The sequence below is a fragment of the Duganella hordei genome (assembly GCF_040369125.1).
GTDB lineage: Bacteria > Pseudomonadota > Gammaproteobacteria > Burkholderiales > Burkholderiaceae_D > Rugamonas > Rugamonas hordei.
In genome coordinates this window covers 329,859-345,733 of record NZ_BPWI01000008.1, presented here as the reverse complement: position 1 = coordinate 345,733, position 15,875 = coordinate 329,859, and the positions used below count along the sequence as shown (strand labels likewise).

Below are 15,875 nucleotides of genomic sequence, written 5' to 3'. Positions count from 1 at the left end.
TGCAACCTACCAGCAGCCCTTTGAGATGACGCCGCTTCCCAGCGGGGTGATGCCATCATCGATTAATTTGTCGCTCCACTCAAGACGTCACCGGGGAGACGCTTACGGATAACATCTTGCATGCATGAAAGATGCGCGAAATGTCACGTCTGAAATAGGTGAGGTACGAGATTGAACCTTGGCGCGTGGTACGGGTCAAACGCGAAAAGGCGCAAATTTGGCCATCATCAATTGAACTGGATCCATGTTTGGAACCATACTGGCGAACATGTGCCCGCTTGAGGGACCACGGAGGGACATTTCAGGTCCCGCAGGGCTTTTTTCATAGGGAATTCGATTCCGGCAAGCGACCAGAACTCAACAGTAAGAAATACCAAAAAGTTTGAAAACCCGCTCTCTCCATACGAGAAGCGGGTTTTTTGTTATCTCTTCAAATCCAGTGGCTCTGACTGAGTTGTGCTGATCAGAATGCTGTTAGCATTTCCCTCGTTTGGATGAGTTGGTTCGAGCGCCGCCCAGACCAAGCTGCCAAAACCAGGAGAAATGATGACGATGAATTTTCGTGCGTGCACCTTGCTCGCATTGTGCCTTGTAGCGCTTTCGGCCAGTCTCGGACATGCCGCCGAGCTAAGCCCGGTAAAAGTCACCGGCGGCGAAGTCGTCGGCTCGCGAGTGGGCTCGCTGACGACCTATCTCGGCATTCCCTTCGCCGCGCCACCGGTCGGCAATCTGCGGTGGCGGGCGCCGGAACCCGTCGTGCCCTGGACCGGCGTCAAGGAGGCGCGCAGCTTCTCTGCTGCTTGCGCCCAGACCGCCGTGTGGATCACGATGCCCAAAAGCGAAGACTGCCTCTATCTCAACATCTGGGCGCCTGAAAAAGCCAAGAAACTTCCCGTCATCGTTTGGATTTATGGGGGCGGATACTACGGCGGCACCGCCGCGCAGCCAAGGTACGACGGCGCCAATCTGGCGAAGCGCGGCGCGATCATCGTCACGATCAACTATCGTCTCGGAATATGGGGTTTCTTTGCGCACCCGGAACTGACGGCGGAGTCGCCGGACCATGTCTCCGGCAACCAGGGCATCCTGGACCAGATCGCGGCCTTGCGCTGGGTGAAAAGCAATATCGCAGCCTTTGGCGGCGATGCCGACCGCGTGACGATCATGGGGGAGTCCGCCGGCGCCGGATCTGTTGCGATCCTGATCGCGTCGCCTCTGGCAAAGGGGTTGTTCCAGCGTGCCATCGCCGAGAGTGGCAGCGATATCTTCAACAGTCAGTACGACCGCAAGAGCGCCGAGGCAAAAGCGGAGGCATACACCAAGACCGTGGGCGCGCATAATCTGGCGGAGTTGCGCGGCATGAGTGTCGAAGCCTTGCACAAATCGGCATGGTCGCCGCGCGCGATTATCGACGGTTATGTATTGCGCGAAGACTTGCCCACGGCATACCGCAATCACCGTCAAAATGACGTTCCCTTGCTGGCGGGATGGAACGCGGAGGAGGGCAACGACCTGGCGCCGGAAATCCTGGGCACCGGCGATTTCAAGGTGGCCAACCATCGCGAACTGATGGGGCAGATGCTGGGCTATGCGCCTTCCGATGCATTGCTGGCGGCCTATCCCGCTTCCACCAATGCCGAGGCCCAAGCCTCAATGCTTCAATTCACCAGCGACTGGTGGGGCTGGCGCACGTGGTATTGGTCGGGACTTCAGGCGAAATACGGGCGATCCAAACCGTATGTCTATTTCTTTGCTCACCGGCCGGTGCAGCCGCTGACACCTTGCGGTTATGGCTGTGGCGCAGGCCATGGCGCCGAGCTGCCGTACGTGTTCGACAATATCGATCAGGACCAGCGCCCGTGGAGCAAGGAGGACCGGCAATTGTCGACCAGGCTTGCCGATACCTGGGTTAATTTCGCCCGCACCGGAAATCCAAACGGAAAAGGCTTGCCGGCCTGGCCGGCATTCGATGGATCGAATGCGTCCATCTTCCGCATCGGCGACCAGGACCGGCTGCCGGACTTCCCGTTATTTCAGCGGGCCGGCAAGGATTAGTCATCCGCGCGAGCGGAAAATATTTTTTCGCGAGCGTGTCGATTTTGTATGCCGTCACTCGTCGTAGGGATGAAGTACCGATTGCCCATTCCACCCTAACCAAGGAAGCGCCATGAACAAACAGATCATCTTGAACCTGCCCGTGAAGAACCTGGACAAATCCAAGGCCTTCTTTTCCGCTCTCGGCTTTACCTTCGATCCCCGATTTAGCGGAGAGAAAGCGGCGTTCATGAACATCGTCGACGACACCATCCGGGCTATGCTGACGAGCGAACCCTTCTTCCAGTCCCTGATCGACAAGCCCGTCGTGAATGCAAAGGAAGCGAATGAAGTCGTCATTTGCCTGACTTGCGAAAGCCGGGATGAGGTGGACAGCCTGATCGCCAAGGCCCTTGCCGCTGGTGGCCGCATACCGCATCCGCCCGAAGACCATGGCTTTATGTATGACCAGGGCTTCGAGGATATCGATGGCCACCTGTGGAATCTGGTCTGGTCGGCGCCGGAAGCCTGATCATTCCTCGGGGCGCACGCCTAGCGGATTGCAGAGGAAAGCAAATGAATTTTCCGGCTGCTTTTGCGATCCGCATCCAGGTTCTTCACCGGCGCCGGCACAAGCTTGAACACACTGACCAGTTGTGCCAGATGCGTGGCTTGATTGCGCATCGACTCAGCGGTAGAGGCGGTTTCCTCCACAAGCGCGGCGTTTTGCTGCGTGACTTGATCCATCTGCGCGACGGCGGTATTGATTTGCTCAATGCCGGCAGTTTGTTCCTGGCCCGCCACCGTAATGTCACCCATGATATCGGTCACCCGTCCGACGCTCTCGACAATTTCCTGCATGGAGGCTCCGGCCTGATCGACGAGTCTGGTACCAATGCCGATTTTCTCGACCGACGTGTCTATCAGCGCCTTGACTTCCCTCGCCGCACTTGCCGAGCGTTGCGCCAGATTGCGCACCTCACCTGCGACGACGGCAAAACCTCTTCCTTGCTCTCCGGCCCGAGCCGCCTCAACGGCGGCGTTCAACGCCAGGATATTGGTCTGGAACGCTATGCTGTCGATCACCCCGATGATGTCGACAATCTTCTTCGCAGACTCATTGATCGAGCCCATCGTGTCCACCATTTGCATCACGACAGTCCCACCCTTGCTGGCGATATCCGATGCCGATACCGCCAATTGATTGGCCTTGCTGGCGTTGTCCGCATTCTGTTTCACGGTACTTGTCAGCTCTTCCATGGAAGCTGCGGTTTCTTCAAGAGAACTGGCTTGCGCTTCGGTCCGGGCGGACAAGTCCGTCGTCCCGCTGGCAATCTGGCTTGACTCGGTGGCGATGGCTTCAGTGCCGGCGCGAACTTCGCTGACAATCTTGGCCAGGCTGTCATGCATGGATTTAATCGCAAACAGCAGGCTCGCCTTGTCAGCCGTTTCCAGGTCGATATGCACGGCAAGATCGCCTTGGGCGATTCTTGCTGCGATTTCCGCGGCATAACTGGGCTCGCCACCTAACTGCTCAAGCAGTCCGCGCGTGATCACCCACGCTAAAAAGGATCCTGCTGCGATGGCGAGCAGCACTGCGATAATCAGAAATCTCACCGCCAGAGCGTATTCGTGGTTCATTTCATTGATGGAATCCTGATCTTCCTTTTCCTGCAGATCGGTCATGCCCTGGACTGCCGCAAACCACTTTTCTTGCGGCCCCTGCAATGATTGATGCAAAAACTCCGTCGCCTCCTCGGTTTTTCCTCCATCAACCAGCGCAATAACGTTGCTGAAGAGTGGACGCGTTTCGTTACGACCTGCCTTCATATCGGAAAATAACTGCACAGCTTTCCCATTATTTTCGCGCCGCACAATTTCGCCAAGGCGGTCGTAGGCATCGTCCATGTCTTTGCGGACATCGACGATGCGCTTCATCATTTGCTGTCTCGTGCCCGCATCCTTGTACAAGATGTAGCTGTAAATTGATCGCGCAACGATGTCCAGATCTTTGCGAATCTTATTGGCATACATTGTTTCGGCATTATTCTGGGTCGTAATAAGGTCCAATCTGGCCTTGGTCGAACTCAAGGCTGACCAACCGATATAGGCGATACCCGCAAGGAAAAAAAGAATCACGCCAAATGCCAGGCTGAGGCGGACGGCGACCTTCAGATTTACCAATTTCATTTTTTTCACCTTAGACACAAAATTCATCACGAAAACCATGTCGAAACGACAGGGTTGCGAGATGAAGATTGCATCAAAGTATCCCGCGCTATAGGAGACTCAAAAAGGTGCTCATTTATTCCTGAGCCGCAAAATCCCGGTGGTGCGCTGATAAAATACAGAATCAAGCCGACACCGCGAGAGACCATGAACGACTACATCATCCTCATGCTTGACGATACCGCCCACCCTGATGCCGCCAGCAGCGCGCTGTGGGAAGCCTATATCACCGGCCTGCGGCAAAGCGGCCAGTTCGACGGCGGCAGTTCCATCGGCCAGGGCGCGCTGTATCGCAAAGGCGCCCCCACCGATTCCGCCAGCCTGGACGTCACCGGTTTCCTGCGCGTGCGTGCGACGAGCATCGACGATGCCGCGCGCTTCCTGGTCGGCAATCCGCATTACGAAGCCGGCGGTGGCGTGGAGATCCGCGAGCTGCCGCAGGATTAATTCGGCGTCTGCGCCGCCAGTTGCTCTCGCACGTAACGCGCCGGCGGCAGTCCGACATGGCGGGTGAAGGCGACGCTGAACGCGCTGGCCGAACCGTAGCCGACGCGTTCGGCCACCTCGGCGATGCCAGCCTCTTGCCGCCGCAGCAGGTTCTTCGCCAACGCCATGCGCCAGGCGAGCAGGTACTCCATCGGCGCGACGCCCAATGCGCGGCTGAAGCGCTCGAAGAACGTCGAGCGTGAAAGAGCTGCCTCTTTCGCCAGCTGCGCGACGGTCCAGGGTTTGGTCATGTTTTCGTGGATGCGCCGTAGCGCGACAGCGAGGCGTTCGTCGGCAAGGCCGCGCAGCAAGCCCGGCGACGCGGCAGTTCCCGCTGCGGAGCGCAGCGCTTCGATCAACAGCACCTCCAGCAGCCGCGCCAGGATCACTTCGCGCGCGGGCCGCGCCGATCGCGATTCCTCTCCCACCAGCTGCACGATCGTGGCCAGCCGCTTCTCGCCGCGTACGTGCACCAGTTGCGGCAGCAGCGAAACCAGCAAGGCCGCATCGGGCGAGCCGAAGGTGCAGTGGCCTACCAGCAGCTGCGTGTCGGCCGGTATGTCCTGAGGGCCGTGCCTGAACTCGCCATTCGGCAGCAGGACAGGCGGGCTATCCAGATACTCCAATGCCGGCGGCTCCAGGCTGGTCATCGTGAATGCGTATGCCGACGGAACCAGGACAAAGTCGCCTTGCTGCAGCTGGATCGGCTCGTGACCATTGACTTCAAGCCGGGACGAGCCTTCAAGGATCACGCAGTAGAACGGCTGCCCGGATTCCGTGCGCCGCACCCGCCACGAACCCGCGGCGTTGACGACTTTCGAGAACCGGGCCTGCGGTTGCAGCAGCGTGACAACCTCGGCGAGCGGATCGATCATATCTGGACTATTGCTAATTAAAAGTGGACTCTTGATTGTAGCAAGTCCGGAGGCTGCGCACTATAGTTTGGCTACTGCAAACCACTCAACAGGAGTCGCCATGAAAACCGTCTTCATCACCGGATGCTCATCCGGTTTCGGCCTCGAAACCGCCCAATACTTCCTCGATCGCGAATGGAAGGTCGTCGCCACCATGCGCACGCCGCGCGAGGATGTGCTGCCGCATTCCGAGCACCTGCGCGTGATCGCGCTCGATGTCACCGATGCCGACAGCATCCGCCGCGCGGTGGAGGAGGCCGGGCCGATCGACGTGCTGGTCAACAACGCGGGCATAGGCACGCTGGGTGCGTTGGAGGGCATCTCGATGGCAACCGCGCGCGAGGTCTTCGAGACGAACACTTTTGGCACGATCGCGATGACGCAGGCGGTGCTGCCGCAGTTCCGGCTGCGGCGGGCGGGTGTCGTCGTGAACGTGACGTCGAGCGTGACGCTGATGCCGCTGCCTCTGCTGTCTGTGTACACGGCGAGCAAGGCGGCGGTCAATGCGTTCACTGAGTCGCTTGCGCTGGAACTGCAGCAATTTAACGTGCGGGTGAACCTGGTGCTGCCGGGACGTTCGCCGACGACCAAGTTCGGCGAGAACGCACGGTCACGCATGGAGGGCGCGATCCCCGAGGCCTATGCCGGCCTGGCGCAGAGCGTGTTCGAGGCATGGGGGCAGTCGACTGCTGTCACTTACGCGGCGGATGTGGCGGAAGCGGTATGGCGTGCGGCGAACGATCCGTCATGTCCGCTTCGCCAGGTGGCTGGTGCCGATGCTGTTGCGCTGTTTCAGCCCTAGCTGATTGTCAGGGTGCGAACTGTCGGCTCTTGATGACCTGCACGACTAAGGGTGCCATTCAGTTGTGGGATTGTATGTTGCCCAAACGCTGTTGTGCCATTCCCAAGGCGGCGAGCACTGCACCCATTTTTTGTGAAATGAGTCGTAGCGCCAAAATTGAATTAAGGAACTTACTTGCGGATTGCGCCGCCAACGGTACAACCAACGCAACTCGGATCCAGTGATAGAGCGTTCTTTCTCATGCGCTGGTGTTCCTGGAGGCGAATCCCTGCCGACGCCTGTGCCAAGCCTGCCAGGATAGCTCTTCCCTACCACTTGGTCCATTACCAAGCCATCAAGACAAAAATGCACATGCTTGTTTGCCACCGTGGTTGCCCATAACAGTCCACCTTTTGATTTTGCACGCCATTCGGCATTTCCTTCAATGCCCACATGATCGCCGTCCAACGCACGATTGTATTTGGGATGATTCGTCAGTGTCTCGGCAAAACTTGTATTAAGTTGTATGGCTTCTGGCGCCTGATATTGATTGATAGGAAATAGAAACAGATCTATCCATCCTAGCCGGTCACCACTAGGCATGCCTGTGGCTTGTGTGAGTTGTTGCATTAACGCGGCTCTTCTCCAACCCAAGCCATAAAATAAATCACCTGGGGCATAGTTGCGATAGGGCATGTGAAATGGCATATGGTCTCTCAACGTGGGAGGTTTGCTGGTGGAGCATTGCTGCGCTGTGCCGGTGTAATAATCGGCGTAATCGTGCAGATCGGGTTCTTCGGATCGTCGCAGCAGGTCATGATCTTCTGCAGCGATTCCAAGTTGGCCTTGGTCCAGAACGCCTTGGTCTGATCGTTATTGACCGGCATCCAGTGGCTGAGCGGATAACTCATCGCCAGCGCGTCGCCGCCTTTCGGGCTGATCTTGCCGGTGGCCATGGGGATATACACCGAGCAGCTGGCCTGGTCGCCGATGCGGTGGCAGCCGACGCAGGTGTTATCGCGCGTGCTGATGCTGTTCGAATGCCACGACGCGAAATCCTTGCCGATGTTGCTGTAGCGGCCCAGCGGATCGGTCGGCACCTTGTGCCACACCTGGCCCAGCCACGGGCTGTACATGAACGGATCGGCGTCGTGGCAGCTGGCGCAGTTCTTCTGCGCGGTGCGGCCCGGCGTCCACCAGAAGTCCTTGGCGGAGACGCGCTTGGGCGGCGCCACCTTCTCATTCGGCGGCGGCACGCGCGAGGCGTCGAAGCCGCCGCGCTGGCCCGGCTTGTCTTCCGCATGGAACCAGCAGGTTTTGCCGCTGTTGGCGTTGTGCGCGATGATGTCGACCTCGTCGAACATCACGCTCTTCGGATCGCGCAATTGCTCGCGCCGGCAGAAGGCCGAGATCTGCACCTTGTCGCGGGAAAAATTCAGGATGCGCGAATACGGCGTGCACTGGCCGAACGAGTCCGGCTTGTACGGCAGCAGGGCGGGGCGGTCGCAGGTCATGCCGGACGTGTATTCGGTCGGCGTCTTGCCGTCGACGGTGATCGGCACGATGGTGCCGTCGAGGCAGTCGAAGGCCGGAATCTGTCCGATCATCTCGGCGCATTCCTGGCCATATTCCTGCAGGCTTTGGGTGACGATCTTGGGCGTAGCCGCGTGCGCGCCGCCGACGGCCGCAGCCAGGCACAGGGCGGACAGCAATGACGTGATTTTCATTTCTCCTCCTCGCGCGCTTTGGTATAGGGCAGCGCCACCTGGCGTATCGCCTCCATGTAGCGCACATAGCCGGTGCAGCGGCAAAGGTTGCCGCCGACCCAGGTGTTGATGACCTCGTCGAGGTGCTCGGCGTAGACCGGCGCGTCCTTCAGGTGCGACAGCATGGCCGTCGCCGCCATCAGGAATCCCGGCGCGCAGTAGCCGCATTGGAAGGAGAAGTTCTCCAGGAAGGCGAGCTGCAACGGCGCCAGCGCTTCTTGCGTGCCCAGGCTTTCCACCGTATAGATCCGCATGTCCTGCACCGCGCTGACCGGCGTGGAGCAGGAGAGCGTCTTCTCCATCAGCGCGCCTTTTTCGTTGCGCGTGGCGACGGTGCAGGCGCGGCAGACGCCGATGCCGCAGCAGAACTTGATGCCGGTGAGGTTCTGGCGCTCGTGCAGGAAATCGATCAGGGCCATGTCGCTGTCGGCCGCATCGGCCTGCACCGGTTTGTCATTGATATGGAAGTGGATGGGCTGTCTCATTTCAATGACTCCAGGACGTTGTGCGCCGTCACCGGCAGCATGGTGTAGCGCTGGCCGCCGGTGGCCATGGCCAGCGCATTCAGGATGGACGGCGCGATCGGACACATGACCGCTTCGGCAATGCCGCGCGCCGTGGTCTCGCCGGGCGCCGGCGGCAGTATCACCAGGTCCTGTTTCGGGATGTCGGTGGAGCGCGCGATGGCGTATTTGTTCAGGTTCCAGGTGCCGTTGCCCGGCCCGGACTCGTTGTTGGGGCAATGCTCGAGCAGCACGTTGCCGATGGCCATGGCGATTGCGCCCTGGGATTGTCCGGACACCATCTGCGGGCAATGCAGCACGCCCGCGCACAGCACCGACACCACCGATTCGATCGCGATCTGGCCGTTCTGCGGATTGATGGTGGCGGCAACCAGCGAGCCGCACGGCGCGTATGTGGTGCGGCCGAATTTGTTGTTGATCGCCGGCGGGTTGTTCAACTGGCTGCGGGTCAGGGGCTGCAGCGTGTCGACCGTGGCGCCCATCGCGATATAGTCGAGCGGAACCGTGGCGGCGCCGCTGGTGAACGCATATTGCGCCGTGGCGAACGCGCCGACGTAGCTGGCGTGCACCACCGCCACCATCGGCAATTTCATCCGCATCGCCTGCTTGATCAGCGCCGACCACGGCAGCGACGGCAGGTCGCCCGCATGCAGCCGGTTGTCCTTCCAGCTCAGCGCGGAGGCGGGCGGCGACGCTTTCCACAAGGCCTGCGCGGCAGGCAGCAGGCTTTGCAAGATCAGCGCCAGCCCTGCCTGCTCGACCACGTGGTACTGATAGAAGGCGCCCAGGCAGGCGCTGGACGAGCCGGAGCTTTTTAGCACGTAGTTGGGCGGCGTCGGCGTGGCGGGTTTGGTCGTCAGGTTCAGGGCGTCGAACAACTGGGTTTCGCCCATGTTGATGCTGTTGGCGTTGCGCCCCAAATAGGCGGCCGGCGCGAGGCCGAGCGCGGTGGCCGCGCCGTTGCCCATGTCGACATACGGCGTGTAGACCGTGATGGTGCCGGTCGGCTCGATCTGCACCGCGCCGAACATGCCGTCTCCGGAAGTGCCGTAGGCTTCGTTGGACATCGCGAAGCCCACGCCGTACAACAAGCCCTCGCGCTTCTTGGCCTGCTGTACGGCCGCGCGGTTTTGCCACAGCGGATGCTGCTCCAGGCGCTTCAGCATGTCGTCCAGTTGCAGGTCCTGCAGTATCGGCGCGCCTGTCACGGTGGCGCCGTGATTTTTTGCCAGCAGGTTTTTCCGGCGCAGCGCAAACGGATCGATCTTCAGCGTCTGCGCCGCTTCGTCGAGCAGGGTTTCAATCGCGATGAAGGCTTGCGGTCCGCCGAAGCCGCGCTGCGAACCGCCCAGCAATTGCGGCGTCTGCATCGCGCTGGCGGTGGCGACGGCGCGCGGGATGTTGTAGCAGCTCATGGAACTCAGCGCGGCCAGCTGCGCGACATACGGGCTGAGATTTTTCTGGTCGCCGCCGTTCAGCGTGAAATTGCAATCGATCGCCTGGATCATGCCGCTGCTGTCCACGGCGAGCGTTTCGCGGAAGTGGGTCTCGCAGCGCTTCAAGCCGATCTGGAATTGTTCGAAGCGGTTCTGCGCCCAGCGCAAGGGCTTGGCCGAAAACGGCGCCGCCATCGACAGGTACATCGAGAAGTACGACTGGTCGCGCCCGCCGAATCCGCCGCCGGGGTAGCACGACACCAGGTCGATGTCCTTCACCGGGAAGGCGCTGTTTTCGAAGATGCCGGCGGCGTCATACGCGTCGCCGGTCGGCGATTGCGTGCCCAGCACCAGGTTCAGTTGCTGCGGCCCCGGGTCGTACCACGCTAGGCCGGACTCCGGTTCCATGAACATCGGATCGATGGTCTGCGTGTAGAAGGTGCGCGCAAAAGTCGACCAGGTCTGGCGGTCGATGCTGGCCTTGATCTGCTTGGCCACGTCAGCCTGGCGCGTCTCGTAGTCGGCGCTGTACACGTAGTTGAAATTCTGCGTGTCGTCGCGCACGTAGCTGGTGGCGGGGGAGTAGACGGTGCGCCTGGTGCTCTGCTTGGCGCCGTAGGAGATAACGGCGGGATTGAACTGCAGGATCTTTACGGCGTGGCGGTAGATGTCGAAACTGGCGAAGATCAGCATCACCACCGGCTGCCCGAAAAAGTCCGCCGGCTTGCCGAGCGTCGCCAGGAAAGGGCTGTTCATGTTGCTGGCCAAATTCATCTTCTTGGCGACCAGCGCCGCCGCGTCGATGACGGCCACCGGTTGCAGTTCCTTCGGCAGTATGCTCAGGTCGTAGCTGTCGATAACCTGGTCGTAGCGGTCGCAGCGCACGGCGTACAGGAAGTACTCGCCGTCCTGGGGCCAATCCTTGAAGTCGCGGGCCTTGAAGTCGCGCGCGTAGATTTTCTGCCCCAGCACCTTTTGCATGCCGTCGATGCGCCAGCGCGCCTTGCCCGGTTCGGGCGCCCATTCCGGCACCTCCGTCATCCTGGGCCTTGAGGCGTTCATGGCCAGCGCGCTCAGGCTGGTCACGGACAGGCTGACCGTGGCGCCGCTGGCCAGCACTTTCAAGAAGGTACGACGCGTGACTTCCGAAGAAATATCCATATTCATCCACCGGTAAAAAGCCGTTCGTGGACCGATTATAGATAAGTTGACAATTGGAAAACTCTCCAATTGTTGCGCTGTGGCAGCAATGGCGATGGCCGAATTGATGGCCGTTACCGCCAGTGAAACGTTTTATAATTGGTCTCAATTGCCCAACTACGCTAGTCAATGAAAAAAAATGTTTCCACTATCCGCGACGCGGCCGCCGCGACGAGCGTATCGACGGCAACGGAGCCGGCCCGTCCGGGCCGCCGCAACAAGACCGGCGGCCTGACGCTGCGCGACGTGGCCCTGGTGGCCGGCGTGGCGCCGATCACCGCATCGCGCGCGCTCAACACGCCCGACGCCGTGTCGGCCAAGGTGCTGAAAAAAGTGCGCGCCGCCGTCGCCAAGACCGGCTATGTGCCTAACCTGCTTGCCGGCGCCCTGGCCTCGAAGAAAAGCCGGCTGGTGGCGGCGGTGGTGCCTAACCTGTCCGGTCCGGTGTTCCTGGAAACCATACAGTCGCTGACGCGCACGCTGGAGGAGTCGGGCTACCAGCTGATGCTGGGCCAGAGCGGCTATGAAAACTCGCGCGAGGACGCGCTGCTGGACGCCATCATCGGCCGCCGTCCGGACGGCATCGTGCTGACCGGCGCCCTGCATACGGAAGAGGCGCGGCGCAAGCTGAAGGCCAGCGGCATCCCGGTGGTGGAAACCTGGGACCTGACGCCGACCCCGATCGACATGCTGGTCGGCTTCTCGCACGAACAGATCGGCATCGCCGTGGCGCGCTACCTGCATGCCGCCGGCCGCCGGCGGGTTGCCACCATCAGCGGCGACGACGACCGCAGCCTGCGTCGCGCGGGCGCGTTCCGCAAGGCCGCCGCCGAACTGGGCATGGGGCAGGCCGACGGCGAGGTGCCGTGCTGCTCCGTACCGGCGCCGACCACGCTGGGCGGCGGGCGCAGCGGCCTGTGCGAACTGCTGAGCCGCGGCCTGGAGATCGACGCCTTGTTCTGCAGCTCCGACATGATGGCGATCGGCGTGATGATCGAAGCGGCCGCGCGCGGCATCGCCATCCCGTCGCAGCTGGCGCTGATCAGCTTTGGCGACCTGGGTTTCGCCCGCGACCTGCAGCCGGCGCTGACCACGGTGCGCGTCGACGGCACCGCCATCGGCCGCACGGCCGCGCAATTCATCATGGACCGGGCCGCCGGCCGCGTCGTGGCCGAGCCGTGCTGCGACATCGGCTTCACCATCATCGAACGCGACAGCGTGTGATGCAATTTGAGCAATTCCACGCAATTATCGGTTGACACGCTAAAACGGTACCGCTACCATTAAATTTGGTAGCGGTACCGTTTTGCGTGAAAAATTGGGCGCGTCGCTATCTTTACCTTGAAGAACATCAACATGAATCAATCAATTCAGGCGGGCACTCCCACCGTCGTCAAGCTGCAGGTGATCCCGGTCGCCGGCCATGACAGCATGCTGCTCAACCTCAGCGGCGCCCACGGCCCTTACTTCACCCGCAACATCGTGATCCTGACCGACAGCGCCGGCAACACCGGCGCAGGCGAAGTGCCGGGCGGCGAGCGCATACGGCAAACCATCGACGACGCCGCCGAGCTGGTGGTCGGCCAGCCCATCGGCCACTACCAGCGCATCCTCAACCGCATGCGCACCGCGTTCGCCGGGCGCGACGCGGGCGGCCGCGGCCAGCAAACCTTCGACCTGCGGGTGGCGGTGCACGCCGTCACGGCGGTGGAGTCTGCGCTGCTCGATTTGCTGGGCAAGTTCCTCGGCGTGCCGGTCGCAGCGCTGCTGGGCAACGGCCAGCAGCGCGACCAGGTCGAGGCGCTGGGCTACCTGTTCTTCGTCGGCGATCGCAAGGCCACCGACCTGCCTTACCTGGATGGCGCCGGCGAGCAGGACGACTGGCTGCGCCTGCGTCACGAAACGGCGATGACGCCGGACGCCATCGTGCGCCTGGCCGAGGCGGCCTATGCCCGCTACGGCTTCAACGACTTCAAGCTCAAGGGCGGCGTGCTGCGTGGCGAGGAAGAAATGGAAGCGGTGACGGCGCTGGCCGAGCGCTTCCCGAACGCCCGCATCACGCTCGATCCGAACGGCGGCTGGCTGCTGAAGGATGCGATCCGGCTGTGCCGCGACCAGGGCCACGTGCTGGCCTACGCGGAAGATCCGTGCGGCGCGGAGGACGGCTACTCGGGCCGCGAGGTGATGGCCGAGTTCCGCCGCAGCACGGGCCTGCGCACGGCGACCAATATGGTGGCCACCGACTGGCGCGAGATGGGCCATGCGATCCAGCTGCAATCGGTCGACATTCCGCTGGCCGATCCGCATTTCTGGACCATGCAGGGCTCGGTGCGCGTGGCGCAGATGTGCCAGGAGTGGGGCCTGACCTGGGGTTCGCATTCAAACAACCACTTCGATATTTCGCTGGCGATGTTCACCCAGGTCGCGGCCGCCGCGCCGGGCGACATCACCGCCATCGATACCCACTGGATCTGGCAGGACGGCCAGCAGCTGACCAAGCAACCGCTGCGCATCGTCGGCGGGCTGATCGACGTGCCGGCCGCGCCTGGCCTGGGTGTCGAGCTGGACATAGAGCGGATCGAGGCGGCGCACCAGCTGTACCGCGGCATGGGCCTGGGCGCGCGCGACGACGCGGTCGCCATGCAGTTCCTGATCCCCGCCTGGAAGTTCAACAACAAAAAGCCCTGCCTGGTGCGCTAGCCCCGTCAGTAATCGGCAAGCCTGGCGCCGTCGACTTCGATGAGCTGGTCGAGACGCAAGGTTTCGCCGGTGCTCATGGCCAGGTAGTCGGCGCCGGCTTTCGCGTACACGTCGGTGATGACCGCGTTGCGCAACTGCTCGGCGCCGTCCGCGTCGAGGAAGGCGATCCGCGCCGGCTTGCGCCGGGTCGCGTGCACTTCCAGCAGGTCGTGAAACTCGCAGCTGATCGGTTGGTAGTTGGATGGCGTGGCCGTCATGTGAAACTCCAATGGTATGCGCACACTATTATATCGCATGCGCTTTTAATGATCAAAAATTAAGCGACGACAGCTGTCAACACCACGTCGATATTGCCCCGGGTGGCTTTCGAGTACGGGCACATCTGGTCGGCGGCGTGGGCGATCGCGGTGGCGACTTCCTGGTCCAGGCCCGGCACGTTGAGGCTGATGCGCGCCTGCAGGAGATATTCGTCGCCTGCCACGCCCAAGTCGACTTCGATATCCACCGAGGTATCGACCGGCAGTTCCACTTTCTTTTCCTTGGCCACGATGCCGACGGCGGCGCTGTAGCAGGCCGACCAGGCGCCGGCAAACAGTTGCTCGGCGGTCGGATGCGGCTGGATGTCGGCAAACACGTGTTCGCGCACCGCGCTGTTGCCCGGCGCCGTCAGGTGAATGTTGACGTGACCTTCATGGCTGCGCGCGAAACCGCCGGCGTCGTTGGACGTGGTGTGGGTTTTGCCGGTGGCCAGGACTTTTTGAATTTTGCTCATGATGTTTTCCTTTGATTTCAGTGGTGGTTTAAGTGGCGCATACGCTTATGTCGCATGCGATGGAATGCATCATGCGCCACAACTCAGGCACTGTCAAGCGCTTTCTGAACGACGGCGCAGCCGAGCTGGGTCAGCAGCCAGGCGCGGAAGCGGCGCACCTTGGCGGCCTTGGACAGGGTCTGGGTGGACACCAGAAAATACGAGCGCGGACTACGCACGCTGATCTGGAACAGCCGCACCAGCGCACCGCTGGCGATGTCGTCCTGCACCAGCGAATGCCGCGCCAGCGCGATTCCCTGCCGCTCCCTGGCCGCCTGCAGCAGATTGACGGCATCGCTGTAGGTGGTGCCGCGCGGTTCGCTGATATCGTGCAGCCCGGCCGCCTGCAACCATGGCGACCACGGCTCGTCATGGCACAGCAACAGCGGAAACCGCCGCAGCGCGGCCGGCTCCGGCGGCAGCGCCGCCGGCCAGTAACCGGGCGCGCACACCGGATAGTATTCATCGTCCAGTATCCGCTCGCACGCCAGCCCCTCCCATGGTCCGACGCCAAAGCGGATGCACAGGTCGACGTCGCCGCAGCGCAGGTCGGCCAGCTGCGTCGACGTCTCGATGATCAGTTCCAGATCGGGGTTGGCGTCGATGAACGCGCCGACCCGCTTGACCAGCCAGCGCGCCGCGAACGATGGCAGCACGCTGAGCGTCAGGCGGTTGGCGGCGTCGGCGCGGGCCATCTCGGCGGTTGCGGCGGCCAGCTCCAGCAGCAGGGCGCGCGTGCGCCTGGCATAGCGGGCACCGGCCTCGGTCACCATCACGCCGCGCCCGACGCGGTCGAACAGCGGCACGCCCAGCATGCCTTCGAGCGCGCGTACCTGCTGCCCGATCGCGCCGTAAGTCAGGCTCAATTCCAGCGCGGCCTGGGCAAAGCTGCCCAGCCGGGCCGCGCTCTCGAATGCGCGCAACGCCTGCAACGGCGGCGTGCGCGGTAGGGCTCCTTCGTATTTCATCTGCATCGTGTATGCGGCTAACTTTG

At 61.8% G+C, this 15,875-nt stretch carries 15 protein-coding genes; 6 read left to right on the top strand and 9 right to left on the bottom strand.

What is annotated here, in order from left to right; translation table 11 throughout:
• Nucleotides 1–543 precede the first annotated feature (543 nt).
• Together ABWW33_RS20195 and ABWW33_RS20190 are read left to right on the top strand one after the other, a co-directional pair.
• The gene (locus ABWW33_RS20195; RefSeq protein WP_353403413.1) at nucleotides 544–2,055 is read left to right on the top strand and encodes a carboxylesterase/lipase family protein; all 1,512 of its coding nucleotides are present in this window, start codon (nucleotides 544–546) and stop codon (nucleotides 2,053–2,055) included.
• Between the two features lie 112 nt (nucleotides 2,056–2,167).
• Entirely contained in the window at nucleotides 2,168–2,566 is a 399-nt protein-coding gene (locus ABWW33_RS20190; RefSeq protein WP_353403412.1) for a VOC family protein, read from the top strand.
• Nucleotides 2,567–2,586: 20 nt separating this feature from the next.
• Here ABWW33_RS20190 and ABWW33_RS20185 read toward each other — a convergent pair whose 3' ends face one another.
• Nucleotides 2,587–4,224, bottom strand: coding sequence for a methyl-accepting chemotaxis protein (locus tag ABWW33_RS20185; protein ID WP_353403411.1), 1,638 nt, complete (start codon nucleotides 4,222–4,224; stop codon nucleotides 2,587–2,589).
• Nucleotides 4,225–4,410: 186 nt separating this feature from the next.
• Here ABWW33_RS20185 and ABWW33_RS20180 point away from each other — a divergent pair, with 186 nt between their 5' ends.
• Nucleotides 4,411–4,710, top strand: a complete 300-nt coding sequence (locus ABWW33_RS20180) for a hypothetical protein (protein WP_176652685.1) — start codon at nucleotides 4,411–4,413, stop codon at nucleotides 4,708–4,710.
• On the opposite strand, the gene ABWW33_RS20175 is transcribed toward ABWW33_RS20180, so the two are convergent.
• Nucleotides 4,707–5,624, bottom strand: a complete 918-nt coding sequence (locus ABWW33_RS20175) for an AraC family transcriptional regulator (RefSeq protein ID WP_353403410.1) — start codon at nucleotides 5,622–5,624, stop codon at nucleotides 4,707–4,709. The two genes, ABWW33_RS20180 and ABWW33_RS20175, sit on opposite strands and share 4 nt — an antisense overlap.
• A gap of 100 nt (nucleotides 5,625–5,724) precedes the next feature.
• On the opposite strand from ABWW33_RS20175, the gene ABWW33_RS20170 reads away from it, so the two are divergent.
• Nucleotides 5,725–6,465 carry an SDR family oxidoreductase gene (locus ABWW33_RS20170; RefSeq protein WP_353403408.1) on the top strand — a complete coding sequence of 247 codons (741 nt, stop codon included), beginning with the start codon at nucleotides 5,725–5,727 and terminating at the stop codon, nucleotides 6,463–6,465.
• Between the two features lie 45 nt (nucleotides 6,466–6,510).
• Here the strand turns inward: ABWW33_RS20170 and ABWW33_RS20165 are convergent, their stop codons facing one another.
• From ABWW33_RS20165 to ABWW33_RS20150, 4 genes are read right to left on the bottom strand one after another with little or no spacing between them, the layout of a single operon-like run.
• Nucleotides 6,511–7,152: a hypothetical protein gene (locus ABWW33_RS20165; protein ID WP_353403407.1), complete on the bottom strand. Its 642-nt coding sequence runs from the start codon at nucleotides 7,150–7,152 to the stop codon at nucleotides 6,511–6,513.
• A gap of 8 nt (nucleotides 7,153–7,160) precedes the next feature.
• On the bottom strand, nucleotides 7,161–8,171 hold the full coding sequence (locus ABWW33_RS20160; protein ID WP_176652689.1) for a hypothetical protein: 1,011 nt from the start codon (nucleotides 8,169–8,171) through the stop codon (nucleotides 7,161–7,163).
• A complete protein-coding gene (locus ABWW33_RS20155; protein ID WP_353403406.1) occupies nucleotides 8,168–8,695 on the bottom strand; it encodes a (2Fe-2S)-binding protein in 528 nt (175 codons plus the stop codon). The genes ABWW33_RS20160 and ABWW33_RS20155 overlap by 4 nt, the downstream gene beginning before the upstream one ends.
• Nucleotides 8,692–11,331 carry a xanthine dehydrogenase family protein molybdopterin-binding subunit gene (locus ABWW33_RS20150; protein WP_353403405.1) on the bottom strand — a complete coding sequence of 880 codons (2,640 nt, stop codon included), beginning with the start codon at nucleotides 11,329–11,331 and terminating at the stop codon, nucleotides 8,692–8,694. Before ABWW33_RS20150 ends, ABWW33_RS20155 begins: the two co-directional genes overlap by 4 nt.
• A 168-nt stretch (nucleotides 11,332–11,499) precedes the next feature.
• On the opposite strand from ABWW33_RS20150, the gene ABWW33_RS20145 reads away from it, so the two are divergent.
• On the top strand, nucleotides 11,500–12,594 hold the full coding sequence (locus ABWW33_RS20145) for a LacI family DNA-binding transcriptional regulator (protein WP_176652692.1): 1,095 nt from the start codon (nucleotides 11,500–11,502) through the stop codon (nucleotides 12,592–12,594).
• A 132-nt stretch (nucleotides 12,595–12,726) separates the two neighbouring features.
• Nucleotides 12,727–14,070, top strand: coding sequence for a glucarate dehydratase (gene gudD / locus ABWW33_RS20140; protein ID WP_353403403.1), 1,344 nt, complete (start codon nucleotides 12,727–12,729; stop codon nucleotides 14,068–14,070).
• A 5-nt stretch (nucleotides 14,071–14,075) separates the two neighbouring features.
• Here the strand turns inward: gudD and ABWW33_RS20135 are convergent, their stop codons facing one another.
• The 3 genes from ABWW33_RS20135 to gcvA form a co-directional block, all read right to left on the bottom strand.
• A complete protein-coding gene (locus ABWW33_RS20135; protein WP_353403402.1) occupies nucleotides 14,076–14,327 on the bottom strand; it encodes a hypothetical protein in 252 nt (83 codons plus the stop codon).
• A 59-nt stretch (nucleotides 14,328–14,386) separates the two neighbouring features.
• Nucleotides 14,387–14,842 (bottom strand): Ohr family peroxiredoxin, encoded by a 456-nt coding sequence (locus ABWW33_RS20130; RefSeq protein WP_353403401.1) that lies wholly within the window; start codon nucleotides 14,840–14,842, stop codon nucleotides 14,387–14,389.
• A gap of 83 nt (nucleotides 14,843–14,925) precedes the next feature.
• Nucleotides 14,926–15,849 carry a transcriptional regulator GcvA gene (gene gcvA, locus ABWW33_RS20125; protein ID WP_353403399.1) on the bottom strand — a complete coding sequence of 308 codons (924 nt, stop codon included), beginning with the start codon at nucleotides 15,847–15,849 and terminating at the stop codon, nucleotides 14,926–14,928.
• Nucleotides 15,850–15,875: the final 26 nt, after the last annotated feature.

Bases quoted from the DNA above. Each gene is read 5' to 3' on its own strand.
- ABWW33_RS20195 (WP_353403413.1), top strand. From the start codon at position 544: ATGATGACGATGAATTTTCGTGCGTGCACCTTGCTCGCATTGTGCCTT.
- ABWW33_RS20190 (WP_353403412.1), top strand. From the start codon at position 2,168: ATGAACAAACAGATCATCTTGAACCTGCCCGTGAAGAACCTGGACAAA.
- ABWW33_RS20185 (WP_353403411.1), bottom strand. From the start codon at position 4,224: ATGAAATTGGTAAATCTGAAGGTCGCCGTCCGCCTCAGCCTGGCATTT.
- ABWW33_RS20180 (WP_176652685.1), top strand. From the start codon at position 4,411: ATGAACGACTACATCATCCTCATGCTTGACGATACCGCCCACCCTGAT.
- ABWW33_RS20175 (WP_353403410.1), bottom strand. From the start codon at position 5,624: ATGATCGATCCGCTCGCCGAGGTTGTCACGCTGCTGCAACCGCAGGCC.
- ABWW33_RS20170 (WP_353403408.1), top strand. From the start codon at position 5,725: ATGAAAACCGTCTTCATCACCGGATGCTCATCCGGTTTCGGCCTCGAA.
- ABWW33_RS20165 (WP_353403407.1), bottom strand. From the start codon at position 7,152: ATGCCATTTCACATGCCCTATCGCAACTATGCCCCAGGTGATTTATTT.
- ABWW33_RS20160 (WP_176652689.1), bottom strand. From the start codon at position 8,171: ATGAAAATCACGTCATTGCTGTCCGCCCTGTGCCTGGCTGCGGCCGTC.
- ABWW33_RS20155 (WP_353403406.1), bottom strand. From the start codon at position 8,695: ATGAGACAGCCCATCCACTTCCATATCAATGACAAACCGGTGCAGGCC.
- ABWW33_RS20150 (WP_353403405.1), bottom strand. From the start codon at position 11,331: ATGGATATTTCTTCGGAAGTCACGCGTCGTACCTTCTTGAAAGTGCTG.
- ABWW33_RS20145 (WP_176652692.1), top strand. From the start codon at position 11,500: ATGAAAAAAAATGTTTCCACTATCCGCGACGCGGCCGCCGCGACGAGC.
- gudD (WP_353403403.1), top strand. From the start codon at position 12,727: ATGAATCAATCAATTCAGGCGGGCACTCCCACCGTCGTCAAGCTGCAG.
- ABWW33_RS20135 (WP_353403402.1), bottom strand. From the start codon at position 14,327: ATGACGGCCACGCCATCCAACTACCAACCGATCAGCTGCGAGTTTCAC.
- ABWW33_RS20130 (WP_353403401.1), bottom strand. From the start codon at position 14,842: ATGAGCAAAATTCAAAAAGTCCTGGCCACCGGCAAAACCCACACCACG.
- gcvA (WP_353403399.1), bottom strand. From the start codon at position 15,849: ATGAAATACGAAGGAGCCCTACCGCGCACGCCGCCGTTGCAGGCGTTG.